Origin of the sequence: Bacillus paralicheniformis (genome assembly GCF_002993925.1) — a bacterium.
GTDB lineage: Bacteria > Bacillota > Bacilli > Bacillales > Bacillaceae > Bacillus > Bacillus paralicheniformis.
Genome location: NZ_CP023665.1, coordinates 746,986 through 765,601 on the forward strand (window position 1 = coordinate 746,986; position 18,616 = coordinate 765,601).

Annotated in this window: 17 protein-coding genes, 1 pseudogene and 2 riboswitches; of the genes and pseudogenes, 14 read left to right on the forward strand and 4 right to left on the reverse strand. The window is 45.1% G+C overall.

Features of this window, described 5'->3' with window-relative positions; all coding sequences use genetic code 11:
- The first annotated feature begins 165 nt into the window (after nucleotides 1-165).
- Nucleotides 166-429 carry a hypothetical protein gene (locus tag CP943_RS03830; protein WP_033155046.1) on the forward strand — a complete coding sequence of 88 codons (264 nt, stop codon included), beginning with the start codon at nucleotides 166-168 and terminating at the stop codon, nucleotides 427-429.
- A gap of 356 nt (nucleotides 430-785) precedes the next feature.
- A complete protein-coding gene (locus CP943_RS03835) occupies nucleotides 786-1,430 on the forward strand; it encodes an SDR family oxidoreductase (protein ID WP_026578946.1) in 645 nt (214 codons plus the stop codon).
- A gap of 43 nt (nucleotides 1,431-1,473) precedes the next feature.
- Here CP943_RS03835 and CP943_RS03840 read toward each other — a convergent pair whose 3' ends face one another.
- Together CP943_RS03840 and CP943_RS03845 are read right to left on the reverse strand one after the other, a co-directional pair.
- Nucleotides 1,474-2,346, reverse strand: a complete 873-nt coding sequence (locus CP943_RS03840) for an AraC family transcriptional regulator (RefSeq protein ID WP_256164349.1) — start codon at nucleotides 2,344-2,346, stop codon at nucleotides 1,474-1,476.
- 108 nt (nucleotides 2,347-2,454) lie between these two features.
- A complete protein-coding gene (locus tag CP943_RS03845; protein WP_105980765.1) occupies nucleotides 2,455-3,996 on the reverse strand; it encodes a multicopper oxidase family protein in 1,542 nt (513 codons plus the stop codon).
- Nucleotides 3,997-4,270: 274 nt separating this feature from the next.
- Here CP943_RS03845 and CP943_RS03850 point away from each other — a divergent pair, with 274 nt between their 5' ends.
- Complete coding sequence (locus CP943_RS03850; protein ID WP_186440072.1) at nucleotides 4,271-5,278, forward strand: acyltransferase family protein; 1,008 nt, start codon at nucleotides 4,271-4,273, stop codon at nucleotides 5,276-5,278.
- Between the two features lie 36 nt (nucleotides 5,279-5,314).
- On the opposite strand, the gene CP943_RS03855 is transcribed toward CP943_RS03850, so the two are convergent.
- Nucleotides 5,315-5,815, reverse strand: a complete 501-nt coding sequence (locus CP943_RS03855; protein WP_025810309.1) for a DUF4352 domain-containing protein — start codon at nucleotides 5,813-5,815, stop codon at nucleotides 5,315-5,317.
- 75 nt (nucleotides 5,816-5,890) lie between these two features.
- Nucleotides 5,891-6,235, reverse strand: a pseudogene (locus tag CP943_RS03860) (DUF4064 domain-containing protein); the annotation flags it as partial.
- A 451-nt stretch (nucleotides 6,236-6,686) separates the two neighbouring features.
- Between CP943_RS03860 and CP943_RS03865 the strand changes: the two are divergent.
- The 11 genes from CP943_RS03865 (at nucleotide 6,687) to CP943_RS03915 (ending at nucleotide 18,328) form a co-directional block, all read left to right on the forward strand.
- On the forward strand, nucleotides 6,687-7,559 hold the full coding sequence (locus tag CP943_RS03865) for a cation diffusion facilitator family transporter (protein ID WP_020450423.1): 873 nt from the start codon (nucleotides 6,687-6,689) through the stop codon (nucleotides 7,557-7,559).
- A 155-nt stretch (nucleotides 7,560-7,714) separates the two neighbouring features.
- Nucleotides 7,715-8,677 (forward strand): AAA family ATPase, encoded by a 963-nt coding sequence (locus CP943_RS03870; RefSeq protein ID WP_020450424.1) that lies wholly within the window; start codon nucleotides 7,715-7,717, stop codon nucleotides 8,675-8,677.
- Nucleotides 8,677-9,888 (forward strand): DUF58 domain-containing protein, encoded by a 1,212-nt coding sequence (locus CP943_RS03875; protein ID WP_023855580.1) that lies wholly within the window; start codon nucleotides 8,677-8,679, stop codon nucleotides 9,886-9,888. Before CP943_RS03870 ends, CP943_RS03875 begins: the two co-directional genes overlap by 1 nt.
- 4 nt (nucleotides 9,889-9,892) lie before the next feature.
- The gene (locus tag CP943_RS03880) at nucleotides 9,893-12,118 is read left to right on the forward strand and encodes a DUF4129 domain-containing transglutaminase family protein (protein WP_105980767.1); all 2,226 of its coding nucleotides are present in this window, start codon (nucleotides 9,893-9,895) and stop codon (nucleotides 12,116-12,118) included.
- A 188-nt stretch (nucleotides 12,119-12,306) separates the two neighbouring features.
- A complete protein-coding gene (gene guaA, locus CP943_RS03885) occupies nucleotides 12,307-13,848 on the forward strand; it encodes a glutamine-hydrolyzing GMP synthase (protein WP_020450427.1) in 1,542 nt (513 codons plus the stop codon).
- Between the two features lie 121 nt (nucleotides 13,849-13,969).
- Nucleotides 13,970-14,434, forward strand: coding sequence for a hypothetical protein (locus CP943_RS22265; RefSeq protein WP_158700702.1), 465 nt, complete (start codon nucleotides 13,970-13,972; stop codon nucleotides 14,432-14,434).
- A gap of 115 nt (nucleotides 14,435-14,549) precedes the next feature.
- Nucleotides 14,550-14,651: riboswitch (purine riboswitch) on the forward strand.
- A gap of 133 nt (nucleotides 14,652-14,784) precedes the next feature.
- Complete coding sequence (locus CP943_RS03895) at nucleotides 14,785-16,107, forward strand: NCS2 family permease (protein ID WP_020450429.1); 1,323 nt, start codon at nucleotides 14,785-14,787, stop codon at nucleotides 16,105-16,107.
- A gap of 217 nt (nucleotides 16,108-16,324) precedes the next feature.
- Complete coding sequence (locus CP943_RS03900; protein WP_105980768.1) at nucleotides 16,325-17,080, forward strand: DUF6574 domain-containing protein; 756 nt, start codon at nucleotides 16,325-16,327, stop codon at nucleotides 17,078-17,080.
- A gap of 121 nt (nucleotides 17,081-17,201) precedes the next feature.
- Nucleotides 17,202-17,390 carry a hypothetical protein gene (locus CP943_RS03905; RefSeq protein WP_020450431.1) on the forward strand — a complete coding sequence of 63 codons (189 nt, stop codon included), beginning with the start codon at nucleotides 17,202-17,204 and terminating at the stop codon, nucleotides 17,388-17,390.
- A 153-nt stretch (nucleotides 17,391-17,543) separates the two neighbouring features.
- The gene (locus tag CP943_RS03910) at nucleotides 17,544-18,131 is read left to right on the forward strand and encodes a DUF2179 domain-containing protein (RefSeq protein ID WP_370510518.1); all 588 of its coding nucleotides are present in this window, start codon (nucleotides 17,544-17,546) and stop codon (nucleotides 18,129-18,131) included.
- Nucleotides 18,131-18,328, forward strand: a complete 198-nt coding sequence (locus CP943_RS03915) for an NETI motif-containing protein (RefSeq protein WP_020450432.1) — start codon at nucleotides 18,131-18,133, stop codon at nucleotides 18,326-18,328. Before CP943_RS03910 ends, CP943_RS03915 begins: the two co-directional genes overlap by 1 nt.
- 78 nt (nucleotides 18,329-18,406) lie before the next feature.
- A riboswitch (purine riboswitch) is annotated at nucleotides 18,407-18,509 on the forward strand.
- Nucleotides 18,510-18,616: the final 107 nt, after the last annotated feature.

The following is an 18,616-nucleotide window of genomic DNA, read 5'->3' on the forward strand; positions in this document are numbered from 1 at the left end:
ATAACTTACACCGTCTATAACTGTATTTTTCTCTCTGAAAAGTTAGTTTTTTAGTTGTTCTAAATCAGAGGTTTCAGCTTTTCTAAGGAGTAATCTTGATTTTTTTATTTTCAATTCTTACGTTGTTGCTGCGATGATTGACATAAATTCTGATAGGAGGTCATTATGTTTAATACACAACAGAGAGATAAGCTGCTAGAACTGAAGAAAAAGTTTGGAAGTGGTTTTATCGCAGTTTTCTATATCTCTATTCTTCTTTCCGTGTGTACGTTTTTTATAGAATACAAATATTTTCTCATTGTATTATTCGCGCCCACTATTATTGTAATGTTAATCAACCCTCCTTTTTCTGAAAAAAAGGGTGTGTTTCGTTTCATTGCCGGGCTTTATTTGCTTTTATTGGCACTGGCAACATACTTGTGGCTTTAGGCATGAAAAATCCGGACTGTCATCAGCGCGAGTTTTTTTCGAATAGGAGAGAGGTTGGTTATTTTCGGCCCGCGGAGAAAAGGTGAATTTACGTTTAACGCTTTTGCTGCCAAAATCTCGAAAATCCGGCAAGCTTGACTTGAATGGTTCTCATCACCAGAAAACAGAATGAATTGGATAAAAATAGGGCAGGTTATAAAAGTCCGACCTATTTTATCAATAATCTGAAAGGCTGCCTACGATCATAATGGGGAGCCTTTTTAGCATTCGCGCATTTTGGCGAGCGGGCGGTTTGAAACATTGTCTGTACAGTGAAATAATGAAAAAAGAAACTGGACAACAAGGAGGATGAACAGATGAAAGTTTTTGTAGTGGGGGCGAACGGACAAATCGGGCGCCGCTTGACGAAAAGCTTGAATGAGAGCGATGAACATCAAGTCAGAGCAATGGTGAGAAACGAAGAGCAGGCGCAGGCTTTGAAACAATCGGGAACAGAAACCGCGCTCGCTAATTTAGAAGGCACTGTGGAAAGCATCGCAGAAGCGGCGAAAGGCTGCGACGCGATTGTCTTTACCGCCGGCTCAGGCGGCAAAACGGGCGCTGATAAAACGCTTTTGGTGGATTTGGATGGGGCGGTTAAAACGATCGAAGCTGCCGAAAAAGCGGGCATCCGCCGTTTTATTATGGTCAGCACATTGCAGGCACACCGCCGTGAAAATTGGAGTGAAGCGTTAAAGCCGTATTATGTCGCCAAACATTATGCGGATCGGATTCTTGAAGGCAGCGGATTAAACTACACGATTATCCGTCCGGGAGGCCTGTTAAACGAACCGGGTACAGGCCGGGTGAAAGCGGCGGAAAACCTTGAGCGCAGAACGATTCCGCGAGAAGATGTGGCTGATACCATCTTGGCGGCGCTCACCGAAGAGCATACATTCCGGCGTTCATTCGATTTGGTTTCGGGTGATCAAACGCCCGCCGAGGCGCTTAAATCGATATAAAAGTGAATCGGGGAACCTGTGGTCAGAAGGTTCCCCGGCGTTTTTACAGAAGCGGAATATAGATAGTCATCTTCATCTCGTTCGGCGGCACCGAACGGCACACATCAGTCACTTCAAAGTCCGGTCCTTCTGTTCTCTCGTAATTGGTATTCATCAGCCATGATCCATAGATGTATCTTCTTGTGTTCTGCACGGATTCGGTCGATCCGTTCACATGAAATACGGCGTATTTGCCGCCGGGAATTTTCATATACATAAGCGGCTCCGGCACTTCTCCGGCTGCTGTTTCGCGAACGGCTTCCCCGATGATAAATGAGAAACCACCGTCATCCTGGAAGCGGCATGACAGCCCGTAACACATATTCGGATCTGTTTTTTGAGGGATTTGCATAAAGTATCCATTTCTGCCGAAATCGTTGTAGAATTTCGGGATATCATCGAAATACTTTTCCTCGTTTAAATTTGTCCGGTACTCATATCCGATCATATGTATATCGTTTAAATGAGTGATGTGCGGCTTTGGGATGTTCATATCTCCAGTCATCCTTTCTTTATATTCGAGAAAATTCATTTTGGTTTGAAAATCAAGCTTGACCTTTGCTTTGCGGTACTTGGCCGGAGTGATGCCGAAATACTGTGAGAATGCCCTGCCGAAAGCTTCCTGTGAGCCATAGCCAAAATCGATTGCGATATCGAGAATGGAACGGTCCGTTTTCTCAAGCAGAAGCGCAGCTTCAGACAGACGCCGGTTGCGAATGTACTGATAAACGGAAAAACCGGAGATCGCCTGAAAAAGCCTTTGAAAATGAAATGGGGAGAAACATGATTTAGCCGCAATATCCGTAATGTTTAAATCGTTTTGAAGGTGTTCTTCGATAAAATGAACCGCGTTTTGAATTCTTTCGTAATCATCCATATTCATCCACAGCCTTTACGATTTGATGATCTTATTGTACAGGATCAAGCGATGGTTTTTTTGATGATTTGTGCTTTTTTAAAAGCCTCCAAATGCGGAGGCTTTTTCTTATTGATGACGAATATCCGTTACTTCAAGAGGGCGCATCATATCGTAATCTTCGTGCTCCAGAATGTGGCAGTGCCACACATATCTGCCGCTGTACGGCGCGAAGGTTGCGATAATCCGCGTCACCGAGCCAGGAGGTACTTTGACGGTGTCTTTCAGCCCCTTTTCATTCTGTGCCGGTGGAGCTGCCGGACCTGTAAAGACTAGTTCTCCGTTTTCCTGATACTGTTCGATATCAAACGGCCGGTGGTCGAGAATCAAAAATTGGACAAGATGTAAATGGATCGGATGGATCGCTCTTCCGGCATTGATGATCGACCAGATCTCAGTGCTGCCGAGGGCGGGAGTTTCAGTTACCGGTTCATGCCATTTTGTGTTGTTTAAAAGCAGAACAGGTCTTCCATATTGGTCAAGGGACGCGCCCAACGACAGATTTCTAAGGGTATTGATCTTGTGTCTCCGGTAAAATGGGCGTTTTCTCAATATTCTCGGCAATGAACTTGTATCTTTTTGCTTCAATGGTTTTGAGATGCGGAATTGCATGATGTCGGCATCTGTATCGGGATCCGCGTCTTGTCCGCCGCAGCCGATCCGGTTTTTCAATGTCACGGTTTTTCCTTCAGCTCGTGAAAAATCAACGATGATATCGCATCTTTCAGCCGGTGCGATCACCAGTTCATTGACTTTAACCGGATGCTGCAGAAGACCACCGTCCGTGCCGATTTGGTGAAATGTGATGTCATGATCGAAATACAGCTCAAAGATTCTCGTATTGGAGGCGTTCAGTATCCGAAAACGGTATTTTCGAGGTTCCAGTTCATCATAAGGCCATACCTTGCCGTTGACTAAAATGGTATCACCGCAAAAAGCCGGAACAATCGACGGGTCGGGAAGATCCGGCGAAGGGTTGTCAGGCTGCCGCGGATAAAACAATGAACCATCTTCATGAAAGGACTTATCCTGAATCAAGAGCGGAATTTCATATTCTCCCTTCGGCAAGTTCAATGACCGCTCTTCCCTGTCGCGGATAAAATATAAACCGACAAGCCCCGCATATACATTCAGCCTTGTGATGGCCATTGCATGATCGTGATACCAGAGAGCCGTAGAATCCTGCTCATTCGGATATTCATACACCTCCCTTTCAAAAAAAGGGCCTTTGACTTGAAAATCTTTAGTGTACCAGGCTTCCGGGTAACCGTCGCTATCAGGCGGTGTCCGGCCTCCATGCAAATGAACGACCGTTTTGACTTCATGTTCATGATGGCCGTCGTCATGAATTGTATGGTCGACGGGGAGAAAATGATGATCCGGAAGCTTATTCAACCATTTGACCGCGACTTTTTCGTGTTTTTGCACTTCAAAGGTGGGGCCGGGATAGACCCCGTTATATCCAAACAGCCGGGTCGGCGGCAGATCGCGGTGGAGCTGCTGCTGAAATTCTTTCATCGTGACTTCATAATAGGTCATTTCCTTGCTTTTGCTGTGGGGTTTAAGCACTTTCGGAATGGGGAGTTTGTCAACGAATTTTTCAAGTTTCATGTTTCACCTGTCCTCTTTTGTTCTAATGAAAAGATCATTACATTATAAGACGGGTTGCATGGTCTGGTTCCTCATGATGAGAATAAGAAATGTAATTTGTGCTGAGAATGTTAAAAAAAAGAATCGATCATGACAAGAAGATGAACAGAATATTTCCTAACGATTAAAAATCGCCTTAAGGCATGCTTCGCGGAGGAAGAAAGGCGGGGATGATGATACATTATGTGTAAACCCTTTCTTATGGGGCGAAGCGGTCTGAAAGGAGATACCCGTATTGCAGAAAAGAATAGAGTGGATTGATGTTTCGAAGGGCGTGGGAATTATATTGGTCGTGTTGGGCCATACACCGACGCCGGATTGGCTGAAAACGTTCATTTTCGCATTTCATATGCCGCTGTTTTTCTTTCTGTCCGGCCTCGTTTACCATGATGGGAAGATGACTTTTACATCATTTCTTCTTAAAAAAATAAAGACGCTTCTTTTGCCGTACTTCATTTTTTCCGTTCTTGCCTATTTATTCTGGGTTCTCGTTGAGAGGCATTTTACGTTTACCGGGAGTTCGAATGTCGATCCGGTTGTACCGTTTAAAGGCATTTTTTATTCGATGCCTGATGACTACATGCTGACACACAACCCGGCGCTCTGGTTTTTAACATGCTTATTCCTCGTTGAAATGCTTTTTTTTATCGTGAAGAGATGGGGGAAAGGAAGGCTGTTTATCGTCATTGCCGTAATGGTGTCGGCCGCCTTGGGCTATTTGAATGATCAATTTGTGGGCATCAAGCTGCCGTGGAATATTGAAGTGGCCTTGACCGCCATCGTATTTTATTCGGCCGGTTTTCTGTCGAGAAATAGCCTGAGGGAGATGAGAGACAGAAGAACGCTGCTGCCAGCGCTTCTCTTATTCATCGCGGTCGGCTTTTTACAGACCCTGAACGTCAGAGTGGATATGAGGGCCAATGAGTATGGAAACATGGCGGTCTTTTATCTGACCTCATTTCTGGGAACGGCAGGCGTCATTTTCAGCAGTTTTAAACTCGAAAAAATGAAGCTACTCCAATTCCTCGGCAAAAACTCGCTGATCATTCTCGTACTGCACTACCCGGTCATCAGGATGCTGAAAGCCGTCGTCTACTACTTTACCCAGGTTTCCCTTGATGAGACATACGGTTCCCTGTTATGGAGCGCGCTTTACACCGGTGTGACATTGCTTGTTATGGTGCCTTGCATCTTTTTATTGAACCGGTATCCGATCGTGCTTGGGCGGAAGAAATGCAATTAAAAAACTTGCAAAGGAGACTTTGCAAGTTTTTTTGAATTATTGAAGGTTAAAAGTGATTTTTTCATCATTCCAAAAATTAGAAGTGAAAATAACTTTATATGTTTTGCTCTTTTTTGTCTGAAAAGCGATAGTTCCAGAAACCTTACCGTCTTTTGTCAGATTTCCAGATGATAATTGGTTATCATCTGAAAGTGCATAAGTATTATGCGTAATTTGTCCATCTTCGTTTTGAATTTGAAAATCAAGCGGGTTGTAAGAAATATCTTTATCGCTTTTATTTTCTATGTTAACTGTTACAATCACATATTCATTACCTTTTTTTGGTTTGATAAATTTATTGCCCATCGATTTTTTAACGTTGGTCACTGTGATTTGGGTGCCATCCAGATCAGCTGTTTCATTTAAACCAAATTCAGTTTTTTCTTCTTTGGCATCGTCATTGCTTTTTTCTTCGCTAGTTTTTGCGGCTGTCGTCTTTGCACTGCTACCGGACGATTTGCTTTCTTGAGAAGAAGAGCCGCTTGAAGCGAATATCATGACGAATACGATGGATCCAATAATCGTGACATAGAACCACCATTTTTTAAAGACAAGGCCTTTATTCTCGCCGCTGAACAATGCTTTACATCCGCCGATTAATAGCAGAATAAGCGGAACGATATATGCCAGGCTGACGCCGACAGTTCCTCCTATTGCAGCCGCGATATAAAAAGTACCCGCTAATTTAGTATGTTTTTTTACGATACATGCACCGACGATGGCCAGTGCAGACAGCAAAATAACCGCCCAGGAAGATCCGATAACTTCTCCGGCGCCATCCGCTTCTAAAGCGGCGCCTAATCCTCCGAATAATAAACCTGAAAATCCTGCAAAAATCCCGAAAATACCGCCTAGTAACCCCAGTACAAATTCTGCTGTACGTTTGACAGGGGCTTGAAAATTCGTTTGTTCTGACATGTAATGTCCCCCTTATAAGCTATGTCATAATGTCTAAAACATATTAATCCAAAAAAGGAAAAAAGTCCATAAATTTTTCGTGACTATTTTACTATTATTTTATATTGTCAGAGTTTTAAGGACTATTTTCGACTTTTTTTAATATCGTTTAAATTTTGGGTTTGTTTAATGTTTTTTAGAAGAATCATGCAGGGGAACTAAAGAAAAAATATTCAGAAAGAAGATACCGACCTTTTAATCCTATGCAGCGTGAATAAATTGAGGTTTTCGCAAAATCCTTATACAGAGCGGGTTTTACCGGTTTTGACCCAACTGAAATTTGTTTCCTTAAATAAAAAAAGTTCTACTCTGACTATATTTCTGCAAGAAGTGAATCATGTTTCTATAGACTCACTCAAGTTTTGCTTTGTATGATTAAAAGCGAAAACACGGATGGGAAAGGAAGCTTTTTATGGAACGGTATGATGAATTAAAAAAAGGTGAAACCGGGGCATGGGTCAGCATCATCGCTTACATTGTACTGTCGGCTGTTAAATTGGCCGTCGGGCTTCTATTTCACTCCGAAGCCCTCAGAGCCGACGGACTGAACAATACAACAGATATTATCGCCTCAGTAGCGGTGCTGATCGGCCTCAGGATTTCTCAGAAGCCGCCTGATGAAGACCATCCGTACGGACATTTCCGCGCTGAGACGATCGCCTCGATGATCGCTTCATTTATCATGATGGTGGTCGGTCTTGAAGTGCTGTACAGCTCGGGTGAAATGCTGTTTAATCCGAAAGAAACGACACCGGACATGATTGCGGCTTGGACGGCGGCAGGCAGTGCCGTCGTGATGTTTTTGGTTTTCCTCTACAATAAAAGGCTGGCAAAAAAGGTAAACAGCCATGCCCTCTATGCAGCCGCCGCCGATAATAAATCAGATGCCTATGTCAGCATCGGAACGTTCGCAGGCATCTTTGCTTCGCAATTTAACCTTGCCTGGGTCGATACGGCAGCCGCATTTATCATCGGATTGATCATCTGCAAAACGGCTTGGGGGATTTTTAAAGAGGCGGCCCATTCTTTGACGGACGGATTCGATATTAAACATATTTCAACGTATAAAGAAACGATTCGGAAAGTTCCCGGCGTCGGCAAAATCAAAGATGTTAAAGCGCGTTATTTGGGCAGCACCATCCACGTGGAAATCATCGTGGAAGTGAGATCCGACCTCAACATTGCAGAAAGCCATGATATCGCCGATGAAATTGAGAGAAGAATGCAGGAGGAACACTCGATCGTTCATTCCCATGTTCACATCGAGCCATCTGGAGAAAAATAAGAAGCGGTCATTGACCGCTTTTTTTGTTTTTCACTCTGAAATTCGAAATAAAAAAAGACAAAACTCTATTTTCCTCCAGTTAGTTGTTTTCTGAGAGTACATCGTTTATGGTAAAGTTAAATAAATTCGATTCGTCAGCAATGAGGAGGAAGAGGATGGCATACGAAGAAACGCTGCATCCCGTTTTGGGAAAAGTAGCTGATAATATTGACAAAGTAATGGTAGGAAAGAAAGATATTGCCGTTTTAAGCCTGACTGCCATTCTTGCAAACGGACACGTCCTGCTGGAAGACGTTCCAGGCGTCGGAAAGACGATGATGGTTCGCGCCCTGGCAAAGTCAACCGGCGCTGAATTTAAGAGAATCCAGTTTACGCCAGATTTACTGCCTTCAGATGTAACAGGCGTTTCCATATATAATCCGAAAACACTGGAGTTTGAATACCGTTCAGGCCCGATTATGGGAGATATCATTCTCGCAGATGAAATCAACAGAACGTCGCCGAAAACGCAGTCGGCGCTTCTGGAAGCGATGGAAGAAGGAAGTGTGACAGTAGACGGCGTGACAATGCCGCTTTCAAAACCTTTTTTTGTAATGGCCACGCAAAACCCCGTCGAGTATGAAGGGACATATCCGCTGCCGGAAGCTCAGCTTGACCGCTTTTTATTCAAGCTGAGAATGGGATATCCGACAGTGCGCGAAGAGCTTCAAGTGCTCGATCTTCAGGAAAACCGCAGCCCGATTGAGGAAGTTGAGCCTGTCATAGAGAAAGAAGAGCTTGCCGCATTTCAAAAAGAGGCTGAAAAGGTGTATGTAGACGCTGCGATTAAAGAATACATTGTTGAGATCGCCCAAAAAACGAGGAGTCATTCCGCCGTTTATCTCGGCGTGAGTCCGCGCGGCTCAATCGCCTTGATGAAGGCTGCTCAGGCGTTTGCATTTTTATATAACCGTGATTATGTCATTCCTGATGATATTCAGTATTTGGCACCTTTTACCCTTGCACACAGAATGATTCTACGGTCAGAGGCGAAATTTGAAGGAAAGCGGCCTGAAGCTGTTCTTCAGGACATTATGTCAAAAACGGAAGTTCCGGTCAGAAGGCCGATGAGCAACTGATGAGAGAGCGCATCGGTCTTGTGAAGTACGGATGGAAGCTGTGTATCGTGTTTCTTCTGTTTGCTTCAACGTTTTGCTATGCGATGTTTCAAGGGGGATTTGTCAGCTGGTTTTTGTTCTACTCATTTCTTCCCTTTGTGCTTTATGCTTTCATGCTTGCCTTTTATCCGCTGAAGAACATGACAGCGGAGCGGAGGCTGAGCCGCGGGCAGTATAAAGCCGGTGATCAATTGGAGGCTTTTGTCGTGCTAAAGAGAAAATGGCCCTTTCCGATCATGTTTATGATCGTGGAAGACTGTCTGCCTGATTCGCTGGGGAGAAACGGGCGTTCGGCAGAAGCCAAACAGTTTCTCTTTCCTTGGTTTAAAAAAGAAATTAAGATGACGTACACGATCAATTCGGTCCCGAGAGGAGACCACCGTTTAGCAAAAATCAGGGTCCGCACAGGTGATCCGCTCGGACTGCTGGAAAGAGAATGCGAGATTCAATTGGAAGACTCCTTTCTCGTTCTGCCTTCCTATCAAGAGATTACTTTCCGCGCCAGCGGAAGCTCTTATGATGAACATGCAGGCCGCGTTTCAGAGCTTCGCCGAAAGGACAGCACACTGGCATCAGGTATCAGGGAATACCAGCCGGGTGACCGGTTTGCATGGGTCGACTGGAAGACGTCAGCACGGCGCAGCCAGCTGATGACGAAGGAATTTGAGCAGACGAAAGGGGATGACCTGCTCGTCTTCATGGATCAGTCTCCCTCTGATGCTTTTGAAGAGATCGTCGCGTTTACCGCTTCTATCATTCGTTCTGCCATGAGGAGCGGGACGAATGCAGGGCTTGTTTCCACAGGAAAAGAGCGGAATGTCTTCCCGGTTCGGCAAGGGGAGGAGCATCTGAGAAAGCTGTTTTACTACTTGGCGCTTGCCGATTGCGATGCGGTCCAGCCGTTTCACAGTCTGCTGGAGGGGGAATTTGGCCATCCCGATATGAGAAAAGCCGTTAAATATATTGTGACAAGCCGCATTACCAACGAATTGGTGCAGGTTTTGAAGAAACCGCTATCCGGCGGACTGCCCGTCATTTGTTTGGTGAAGAAAAAAGGCGGAGCTCTCTCAAGTGAGGAAAGCGCCGCTGTCCAACAATTAAAAGCGCGGGGGATTGAAGTGAACGTCATTTACGGGGAACATTTTTCCCGGGGTTTTGCTGAAGCGAGGTGAGAAAATGTTGTCCGGGGGAAAAAGAAACAGTTTCGGTTTATTGCTTTTTTATGTCCTAACCTTTTTGCTGCTGTGGGAATGGCTGCGTCCTTTGCAGTATTTTACTGATACGGGGCACACCGTCTTTTTTATTTTGTTTATTGCCTTAGTATTCTTGCTTACATTTTTTAAGGTCCCTTGGTTTATCAGATTTCCGGTCAGCCTTGGCTTCGTTCTGTTTGCGCTGCACACGATTTTTTACGAAGGATCGGTGTTTTCACCTTCATGGATTGCCCTGCTTTTTCAGGATTTAAATCAAAATTTCTCCTATATTTTCTCCGGCATGTGGCGGGATATGTCGCCGTTGTTTCGGACGCTGCTCTTTTACGTCCTTCTTTGGCTGCTTGTATACTTGCTGCATTACTGGGTGATCTATCAGCGCAGAATTTTATTCTTTTTTATCATGACCGTTGTTTATATCGCGGTGATCGATACATTTACGCCGTTTGACGCATCATATGCGATCGTCCGGATCGTGCTGATCGGCTTTTTGCTTCTCGGCCTGCTGTATTTGGAACGGATCAGGGAATCAGAAGCGTTAAAATCCTCAAGATCGCGGTTTGCCAAATGGTTTACACCGCTCTTATTGATGACTGCCGCCGCCGTTTGCATCGGCGCGGTCTCGCCGAAAGCCGATCCCGTCTGGCCTGATCCGGTGCCGTTTCTGCAGACGGCTGCGACAGGCGATTTTGCTTCCTCAGGCAAAAGCAAAGTCGGCTATGGAACGAATGATGAGGCATTGGGCGGGCCATTTTCAAAAGACGATACATGGGTATTTACGTGGCAGGGAAATGAACGAAGCTATTTCAGGGTGGAAACGAAAAGCCGCTATACAGGTAAAGGCTGGATTGAAGACGAAAAAACGGGCGCGTCCATCCAGCTTGACAAGGGTGAGCTGGATTACCAGTGGTACGACGAAGGCGTGAAGACCGAAACGCGCAAAGCGATCGTCGATATCGATCCGGCTTATCGGTACGATCACGTCCTGTATCCGATTGGGACGACTGAAATCAAGCTCAACAATTTCTTTGTGCCGCTCCGCATGAACTTAAACACAGAGAAAATAAAACCGGCCGGCAAGACAGGCGCGGACATTCAGAACCTGGAAAGCTATTCGGCCACCTATAAATCACCCGTCTTTGATGTTGATCAGCTGAGGAAGGTCAGCTTTGAGTCGGAGGGAAAATGGAGCAGAAGCCATGAGAAGTATCTGCAGCTTCCCACTTCCCTTCCCGACCGCGTGAAAACATTGGCGCACGATTTAACGAAAGACGAAGATAATATATATGACAAAGCGAAAGCGATTGAGAAGTATCTCGGTTCTTCCGAGTTTTCTTATGAAACGGAAGATGTGGCTGTTCCTAAAGGAGAGCAGGATTATGTCGATCAGTTCTTATTTGAGACGAAAATCGGCTACTGCGACAATTTTTCCACAGCTATGATCGTGCTGCTGCGGTCGGCCGGAATACCGGCCCGCTGGGTGAAAGGCTATACATCCGGTGAATATGCAGGAACGACGGCAGACCGGAAACGGACGATTTACGAGGTGACAAACAACAATGCCCATTCCTGGGTTGAAGTGTACTTTGAAGGACAAGGCTGGGTTACGTTTGAACCGACGAAAGGCTTTTTAAATCCGGAGCAGCTCGTTGAAGAGTCCAGCGGCCGGCAATCTGGCGCGGCTTCTGATAAAAAAGAAGATGATAAGAAAAACGCCGGAGGTCAGCGTCCGCAGGATGTAAAAGAACAAGACAACAAAGAGAAGCCCGAACCTCAGACAAAGCGTGATGCCAATGGCGGTTCTCATGCCGGCAGCGGGGATGCAGACCGTACCCTTTTGACTGGTGCGGCCGTACTCGGTCTGTTGCTGGCGTTGACAGCGGTGCTTTACTTTACAAGGGCAAAATGGATGCCGCACATCATCATCAACAGGCTGAAAAAACGGCGTGATGGCGCGGTTTTCTTCAAAGCTTACGAAGAGCTGCTCCGCCAGCTGAAGCGCCAAGGCATGCAAAAAGAAGAAGGGCAGACGCTGCGCGAGTTTGCGAAGACGGTTGATGAACGCTTTCAAAACGGTGAAATGACAGCTTTGACCCGGCAATATGAACGGGCTTTGTATCGAAAGGAAGACGCCGCAAAGCTGTGGAATGATTCGGCGGAGTTATGGGAAAATTTAATTAAAAAGAGATAGTCTTGACCGCTTTCAGTCGTATTGTTAGAATAAGTGAATATTAAAAACCCTTATATATTCTTGCTGGCAGGCTCGGCGGCTTATCTATCGGACAAGCCGGGCCTTGTCCCGTGAATGGGGGCAGGACGGCTGTGTGTCTGCCGCCATTTTTTCTGTGCAAAAAGACAATTTGATAAAGAGGTGACACCATGACGAAGTTAGTAAATGAAATGATTCTTGTGTTGGATTTTGGAAGTCAGTACAACCAGCTGATTACCCGCCGCATTCGTGAGTTTGGTGTATACAGTGAATTGCATCCTCATACGTTGACGGCAGAGGAAATTAAAGAAATGAATCCGAAAGGAATTATTTTGTCCGGCGGTCCGAACAGCGTTTATGACGAAGGATCTTTCCGCTGCGACGAAAAGATTTTCGAACTGGATATCCCTGTTCTTGGCATTTGCTACGGCATGCAGCTGATGACGCATTACCTTGGCGGAAAAGTAGAAGCGGCGAGCCAGCGCGAATACGGAAAAGCGAACATTCATATCGAGGGTGAACCGGATCTGTTTAAAGATCTTCCAAACGAACAGGTCGTCTGGATGAGTCATGGTGATCTAGTTGTTGAAGTTCCAGAAGGCTTTACCGTTGATGCGACAAGCCATCATTGCCCGAATTCAGCAATGAGCAAGAAGGATAAGAAATGGTACGGCGTACAATTCCATCCGGAAGTCCGCCATTCAGAATACGGAAACGACCTTTTGAAAAACTTCGTTTTCGGTGTTTGTGAATGTGCCGGCGAATGGTCAATGGAAAACTTTATTGAGATTGAAATGCAGAAAATCCGCGAAACAGTCGGCGATAAGCAAGTGCTGTGCGCCTTGAGCGGAGGGGTTGACTCCTCTGTCGTTGCGGTCTTGATCCATAAAGCGATCGGCGACCAGCTTACTTGTATTTTCGTAGACCACGGGCTCCTTCGAAAAGGCGAAGCAGAAGGCGTGATGAAGACGTTCAGTGAAGGCTTCAACATGAACGTGATCAAAGTTGATGCGAAAGACCGATTCCTGAACAAGCTTAAAGGCGTCTCAGACCCTGAGCAAAAACGTAAAATCATCGGTAATGAGTTTATCTACGTGTTTGACGATGAAGCGGAAAAACTGAAAGGTATTGACTTCCTTGCACAGGGAACGCTTTACACCGACATTATCGAGAGCGGAACAGCGACAGCTCAGACGATCAAATCGCATCACAATGTCGGCGGACTTCCGGAAGACATGCAGTTTGAACTGATCGAACCGCTGAATACGCTCTTCAAAGACGAAGTGCGTGCGCTCGGTACCGAGCTCGGCATTCCTGACGAAATCGTTTGGCGCCAGCCGTTCCCGGGTCCAGGCCTCGGCATCCGCGTTCTTGGAGAAGTGACGGATGAAAAGCTTGAAATCGTCCGCGAATCCGATGCGATTCTCCGCGAAGAAATCGCCAAAGCTGATCTTGAAAAAGATATTTGGCAATACTTCACTGTTCTTCCTGATATCCGCAGCGTCGGCGTCATGGGAGACGCAAGAACTTATGACTATACGATCGGCATTCGCGCCGTGACATCGATTGACGGCATGACATCCGACTGGGCGAGAATTCCTTGGGATGTCCTTGAGACAATCTCGACACGGATCGTCAATGAAGTGAAGCACATTAACCGTGTGGTTTACGACATTACGAGCAAGCCGCCTGCAACAATCGAGTGGGAATAAGACAAATGCCCCAGCCTTTATGAGGCTGGGGCGTTTTTTATTTGGAGAGGAATCAGTTATATTCATTGCTTTCATCACCGCAACAGCTCTGTTTCTGCTCAAGAAAAAAATAATTTCCCGAATGGCCTTATCAGGCGTCCTCTGTCTGTTCGCCGTACTTGCGTTCATTTTTTATTTTGCTGCAACGGTGAACTTTACATCCGTCAGTCTGGAAAACGAGAGTATTGCAGGCTTAAAAATCGGCGACAGCGTTAAAAATGACCATCGATTTGTAAAAAGTGGAACAGGGGTTGTGGAATATAAAGCCAAAAATATGTCAGGCGTAAAAGCAGAAATAGATAAACAGGAGAAAATTGTGCTATTGTTCAATATTTCTTCCGCTCAAACCGTGACTATTGCAAAAGGCATCAAAATCAACGATACACTTCAAACAGTGGTATATGGAAAAGAATATAAAGAGCTTTGGTTTGTCGAAGGGTATGAAACCGGAATACAATATCAGGATAAAAAAAGAGACGTGGTGCTTGAATTTTATTTCAATGATCACAAGGTGCACTTGATTGAATTGAAGAAAACAGGGAATTAACCCGCTGCAGACCACGGTCAGAATCTGGAAAAAACAACGAACGAAACGAACATTAAAATCATTAATGTTCGTTTTTTTGTATTGTGTTCAGCGTTAGATATTGCTACAATAGTATAGTAATTCAAAAAAGACTTGTCGTATAATCATGGGGATATGGCCCATAAGTTTCTACCAAGCTACCGTAAATAGCTTGACTACGCTTGTATACAATATTTTGTCCGTGAAAAAAACATTTTTTCAGTATGAAATATGCCGTAGTCAAGCGTCCCGCCAATTGGGGCGTTTTTTGTTTAAAAGCAAAGGTTTTTGAAACAATAAAAGCGACAGACAAACGAGAGGAGTATACCATTTTGAAGCGTTACTTTCAGTTTGAAGAATTGGGTACAAACTATCGGAGAGAAATGATCGGCGGACTTACCACATTTTTGTCCATGGCATATATTTTGATCGTCAACCCGCTTACCCTTTCTCTGGCGTCGGTGGAAAATTTCCCGGATGCATTGAGAATGGATCAAAGCGCGGTCTTTACGGCAACAGCGGTTTCAGCAGCTGTCGGCTGTTTTATCATGGGGCTTCTTGCGAAGTATCCGATCGCCCTTGCGCCCGGAATGGGGCTTAACGCATTCTTTGCATTCTCCGTTATTCTGAACATGCAGATTCCATGGCAGACGGCCCTTTCCGGCGTTATGGTTTCCGGACTAATTTTTATCGCTCTTTCGCTGTCCGGTTTGAGGGAAAAAATTATCAATTCGATTCCTTATGAGCTGAAAATGGCTGTCGGTGCGGGAATTGGTCTGTTTATCGCTTTCGTCGGTTTGCAGGGCTCCAAAATCGTCGTATCCAACCCGGATACCATTGTGTCGTTTGGAAATATTCATTCAGGTCCCGTTCTTTTGACTGTTTTCGGACTGATCATTACTGTCATTTTAATGGTATTGCGCGTGAACGGCGGCATTTTCTTCGGTATGCTGCTCACGGCGATTGTCGGCATGATCTTCGGTCAGATTGATGTTCCTGACAAAATTGTCGGTGCTGTTCCCAGCCTTGCACCGACATTTGGACAAGCCTTTATCCACCTTCACGATATCTTTTCGGTGCAGATGCTTGTCGTTATTTTAACGTTTTTATTCGTCGACTTTTTTGATACGGCCGGTACATTGGTGGGGGTTGCATCACAAGCCGGTTTGATGAAGGATAACAAACTGCCGCGCGCTGGCAGGGCTTTGCTTGCCGATTCTTCCGCAACTGTTGCCGGAGCGATCCTTGGTACATCGACTACGACCGCTTATGTTGAGTCAAGTGCCGGGGTAGCGGCCGGAGCGAGAAGCGGTTTTGCGGCGATCGTAACAGGCGCTTTGTTCTTGCTGTCGCTGTTCTTCTCGCCTGTCCTCAGCGTTATCACTTCGCAAGTGACGGCGCCTGCTTTAATCATCGTCGGCGTGCTGATGGTGGCGAATCTCAACAAAATCGACTGGACGAAGTTTGAGATTGCGGTGCCAGCATTCTTCACGATGATCGCGATGCCGCTGACATACAGCATCGCCACCGGAATCGCGATCGGATTTATTTTCTACCCGATCACGATGATCTTTAAAGGCAAAGCAAAAGAGATCCATCCGATTATGTACGGATTGGCTGTTGTATTCATTCTTTATTTCATTTTCTTGAAATAAGGTGTGCTGTGCGAAAAAGGCTTGTTCATTTGGACAAGCCTTTTTTATTTTCAAATCATTAAAAACGGAACCTTCCGCCTTCGTTTTTCGTCATATATAAGGGCTGCCGCATCTATGATAAAAAGAGGTTTGTCTTGACTGTTTCACACAGCTTATGTAATTTATAAAAGTGCTTTTCATTTATGTAAAGCTTTTGAATAGAATAGGAGTTGCTTATATGATTGAAGAACATCACAAACGAAATGAAGATGATATAGAAGAACCTGCTTCGAGGATGTCGAGGAATTCCCGGAAAAAAGCGAAGAAAAGCAAGGAGACGAATCCGTCTGCGGCGAAAGTCAAATCGGTGATGGAGAGCGTGATTGCCGCTTTGTTCCGCTATTTCAGCTTTGTGCTCGATATTTTAAAATCCCCGGTGCGCAGCGCACTTGATTTTGACCGGTCTTATTTTAAGTATTCCGTTATTTCAATGACGCTTTTAGCTGTTTTCTTTTCGCTCGGCAACTTTTATCAGCTGCTTGCGGGCAGGGGGAGAATTCTCGGGTTCGGCGTGTCAGTGCCGTTCCTGGAAGTGTTTTTGGTTGTGTTTATCTATTGCATGGCTTTCATGTTTTGGATGGCAGCATCGAGCTGGGTTGTATCGAATTTTATGCTCAGGTATAAAGTTTCATTTTTCGATATCACGGCAAAGTACGGTTCTCTATTGGTTCCGTTTATCGTCGCCGCCGCTTTGTGGATGATATTCGCGATTATCAACTTCACGGCCGCGACGGTGATTCTCTCGATCGTCATCTTTATGGGATTGACATTCGGGACTTTTACGCTGATTCAATCGATTTATGAAAAAAGCGAAAAAGCGCGGTTTGACCTGATGTACTGTGTGTTTACCGTCTTTTTGCTTGAATTGGTATTCGTTGCGGCAACATGGAAGCTGGTAGGCGGATACTTGTTGTCGTCGCTTATCCCTGTATAAGGAGATACAGCCGGTTCTTTAAGAAGAACCGGTTTTTTCTTAACATTAATTCTGAGTTGACTCATAAGAATAATATGTATTATATTGTAACCAATCATACGAACGGATGGGGGAGTGATCGATGGCTAACTTTCTTCGAAAAGCTGTAAAACAAAAAAAGGAGTATTTAATCAGGCAGCTTGCAAAATCAGGGCGGCTGGACAATTTGAAAGACCTCTCGTCATATACGCTGAGCGATTTGGAAAAGGAGCACCGCAAACTGAGCGAATCCGTTGGAGATCGTCAGCGGGATCATAAGCACCAGCTCTGAAAGACGTTCATTTGAACGTCTTTTTTAATTGCGTTTCAATGCTTTGAAACCGGTAGAAAAAGGGTAAACTGATGGGAGTGAGCAATGTCGAAAAATTTTGTGGTGAAGCAGGGCCATTACAGGATTGTGTATGGAGAATTTCTCTAGTAGAATATGATTGCTTTGCATCTAAAGGAGGGATTTCAATTGCTTCACTCAGCACTATTGAATGGTGTGATCATGGTTGGAATTATTCTGGTTATCAATATTATATACGTAACGTTTTTAACCCTTCGAATGATACTGACTCTTAAAGGCCAGCGGTATCTCGCCGCTTTTATCGGGACAATCGAAATGCTTGTCTACGTCGTCGGGCTGGGGCTCGTTCTAGATAATTTAAATCAAATCCAAAACGTGATTGCTTACGCGGTCGGATTTGGAATCGGAATCATCGTCGGCACGAAAATTGAAGAAAAGCTCGCTTTGGGCTATATTACCGTTAACGCCATTACGAAAGAGCTTGATTTGGATTTGCCGAAACAGCTCAGGGAAAAAGGCTACGGCGTCACCCACTGGGTCGTCGGCGGACTTGAGGGAGACAGAACGGCGATGCAGATTTTGACGCCGAGAAAATACGAACTGCAGCTGTACGAAACGATTAAATCAATCGATTCAAAAGCATTTATCATTTCCTATGAACCGAAGACGATACACGGCGGATTCTGGGTGAAAGCCGTAAAGAAAAGGAGAATTAAAGAATAATGACAAAGCCGAAAAAAAAGCGCTTTGAAGTAACGGAAGGCGAAACGATCGAATCCGTGTTGACGAAGATGCAGGAAGAAGGCTATACACCGGTGCGTCGAATGGAGGAGCCGGTCTTCAAAGAAACAAAGGAAAATGGAACGATTCAGGTTGTTCCGTGCGGAAGAAAAATTATATTCGAAGGGAAATTACTCTAAACCCGAACATTAGAACAACAAAATATACTATCGTTCGATAATGTCGTTGACATTATCACAGTCCGTTGTTAAGATAAACATGACATGAAAACACATCCTCATATAATCTTGGGAATATGGCCCATAAGTCTCTACCCGATGACCGTAAATCATCGGACTATGCAGGAAAGTGGACAATAAACTGACATGGAGATCGCGAGAAGCGGACTAACTGACGATACACGCGCCATGCCCGGTTTGTGTTGCTTCCTACAAATGCAATACATGCCGGGCTTTTTATATGCGAAG

Coding starts and splice junctions, on each gene's coding strand:
- CP943_RS03845 (WP_105980765.1), bottom strand. CDS start 3,996: ATGAAACTTGAAAAATTCGTTGACAAACTCCCCATTCCGAAAGTGCTT.
- CP943_RS03855 (WP_025810309.1), bottom strand. CDS start 5,815: ATGATATTCGCTTCAAGCGGCTCTTCTTCTCAAGAAAGCAAATCGTCC.
- CP943_RS03905 (WP_020450431.1), top strand. CDS start 17,202: ATGGCTAACTTTCTTCGAAAAGCTGTAAAACAAAAAAAGGAGTATTTA.
- CP943_RS03900 (WP_105980768.1), top strand. CDS start 16,325: ATGATTGAAGAACATCACAAACGAAATGAAGATGATATAGAAGAACCT.
- CP943_RS03880 (WP_105980767.1), top strand. CDS start 9,893: ATGTTGTCCGGGGGAAAAAGAAACAGTTTCGGTTTATTGCTTTTTTAT.
- CP943_RS22265 (WP_158700702.1), top strand. CDS start 13,970: ATGGCCTTATCAGGCGTCCTCTGTCTGTTCGCCGTACTTGCGTTCATT.
- CP943_RS03830 (WP_033155046.1), top strand. CDS start 166: ATGTTTAATACACAACAGAGAGATAAGCTGCTAGAACTGAAGAAAAAG.
- CP943_RS03840 (WP_256164349.1), bottom strand. CDS start 2,346: ATGGATGATTACGAAAGAATTCAAAACGCGGTTCATTTTATCGAAGAA.
- CP943_RS03870 (WP_020450424.1), top strand. CDS start 7,715: ATGGCATACGAAGAAACGCTGCATCCCGTTTTGGGAAAAGTAGCTGAT.
- CP943_RS03915 (WP_020450432.1), top strand. CDS start 18,131: ATGACAAAGCCGAAAAAAAAGCGCTTTGAAGTAACGGAAGGCGAAACG.
- CP943_RS03875 (WP_023855580.1), top strand. CDS start 8,677: ATGAGAGAGCGCATCGGTCTTGTGAAGTACGGATGGAAGCTGTGTATC.
- CP943_RS03910 (WP_370510518.1), top strand. CDS start 17,544: ATGATTGCTTTGCATCTAAAGGAGGGATTTCAATTGCTTCACTCAGCA.
- CP943_RS03835 (WP_026578946.1), top strand. CDS start 786: ATGAAAGTTTTTGTAGTGGGGGCGAACGGACAAATCGGGCGCCGCTTG.
- guaA (WP_020450427.1), top strand. CDS start 12,307: ATGACGAAGTTAGTAAATGAAATGATTCTTGTGTTGGATTTTGGAAGT.
- CP943_RS03865 (WP_020450423.1), top strand. CDS start 6,687: ATGGAACGGTATGATGAATTAAAAAAAGGTGAAACCGGGGCATGGGTC.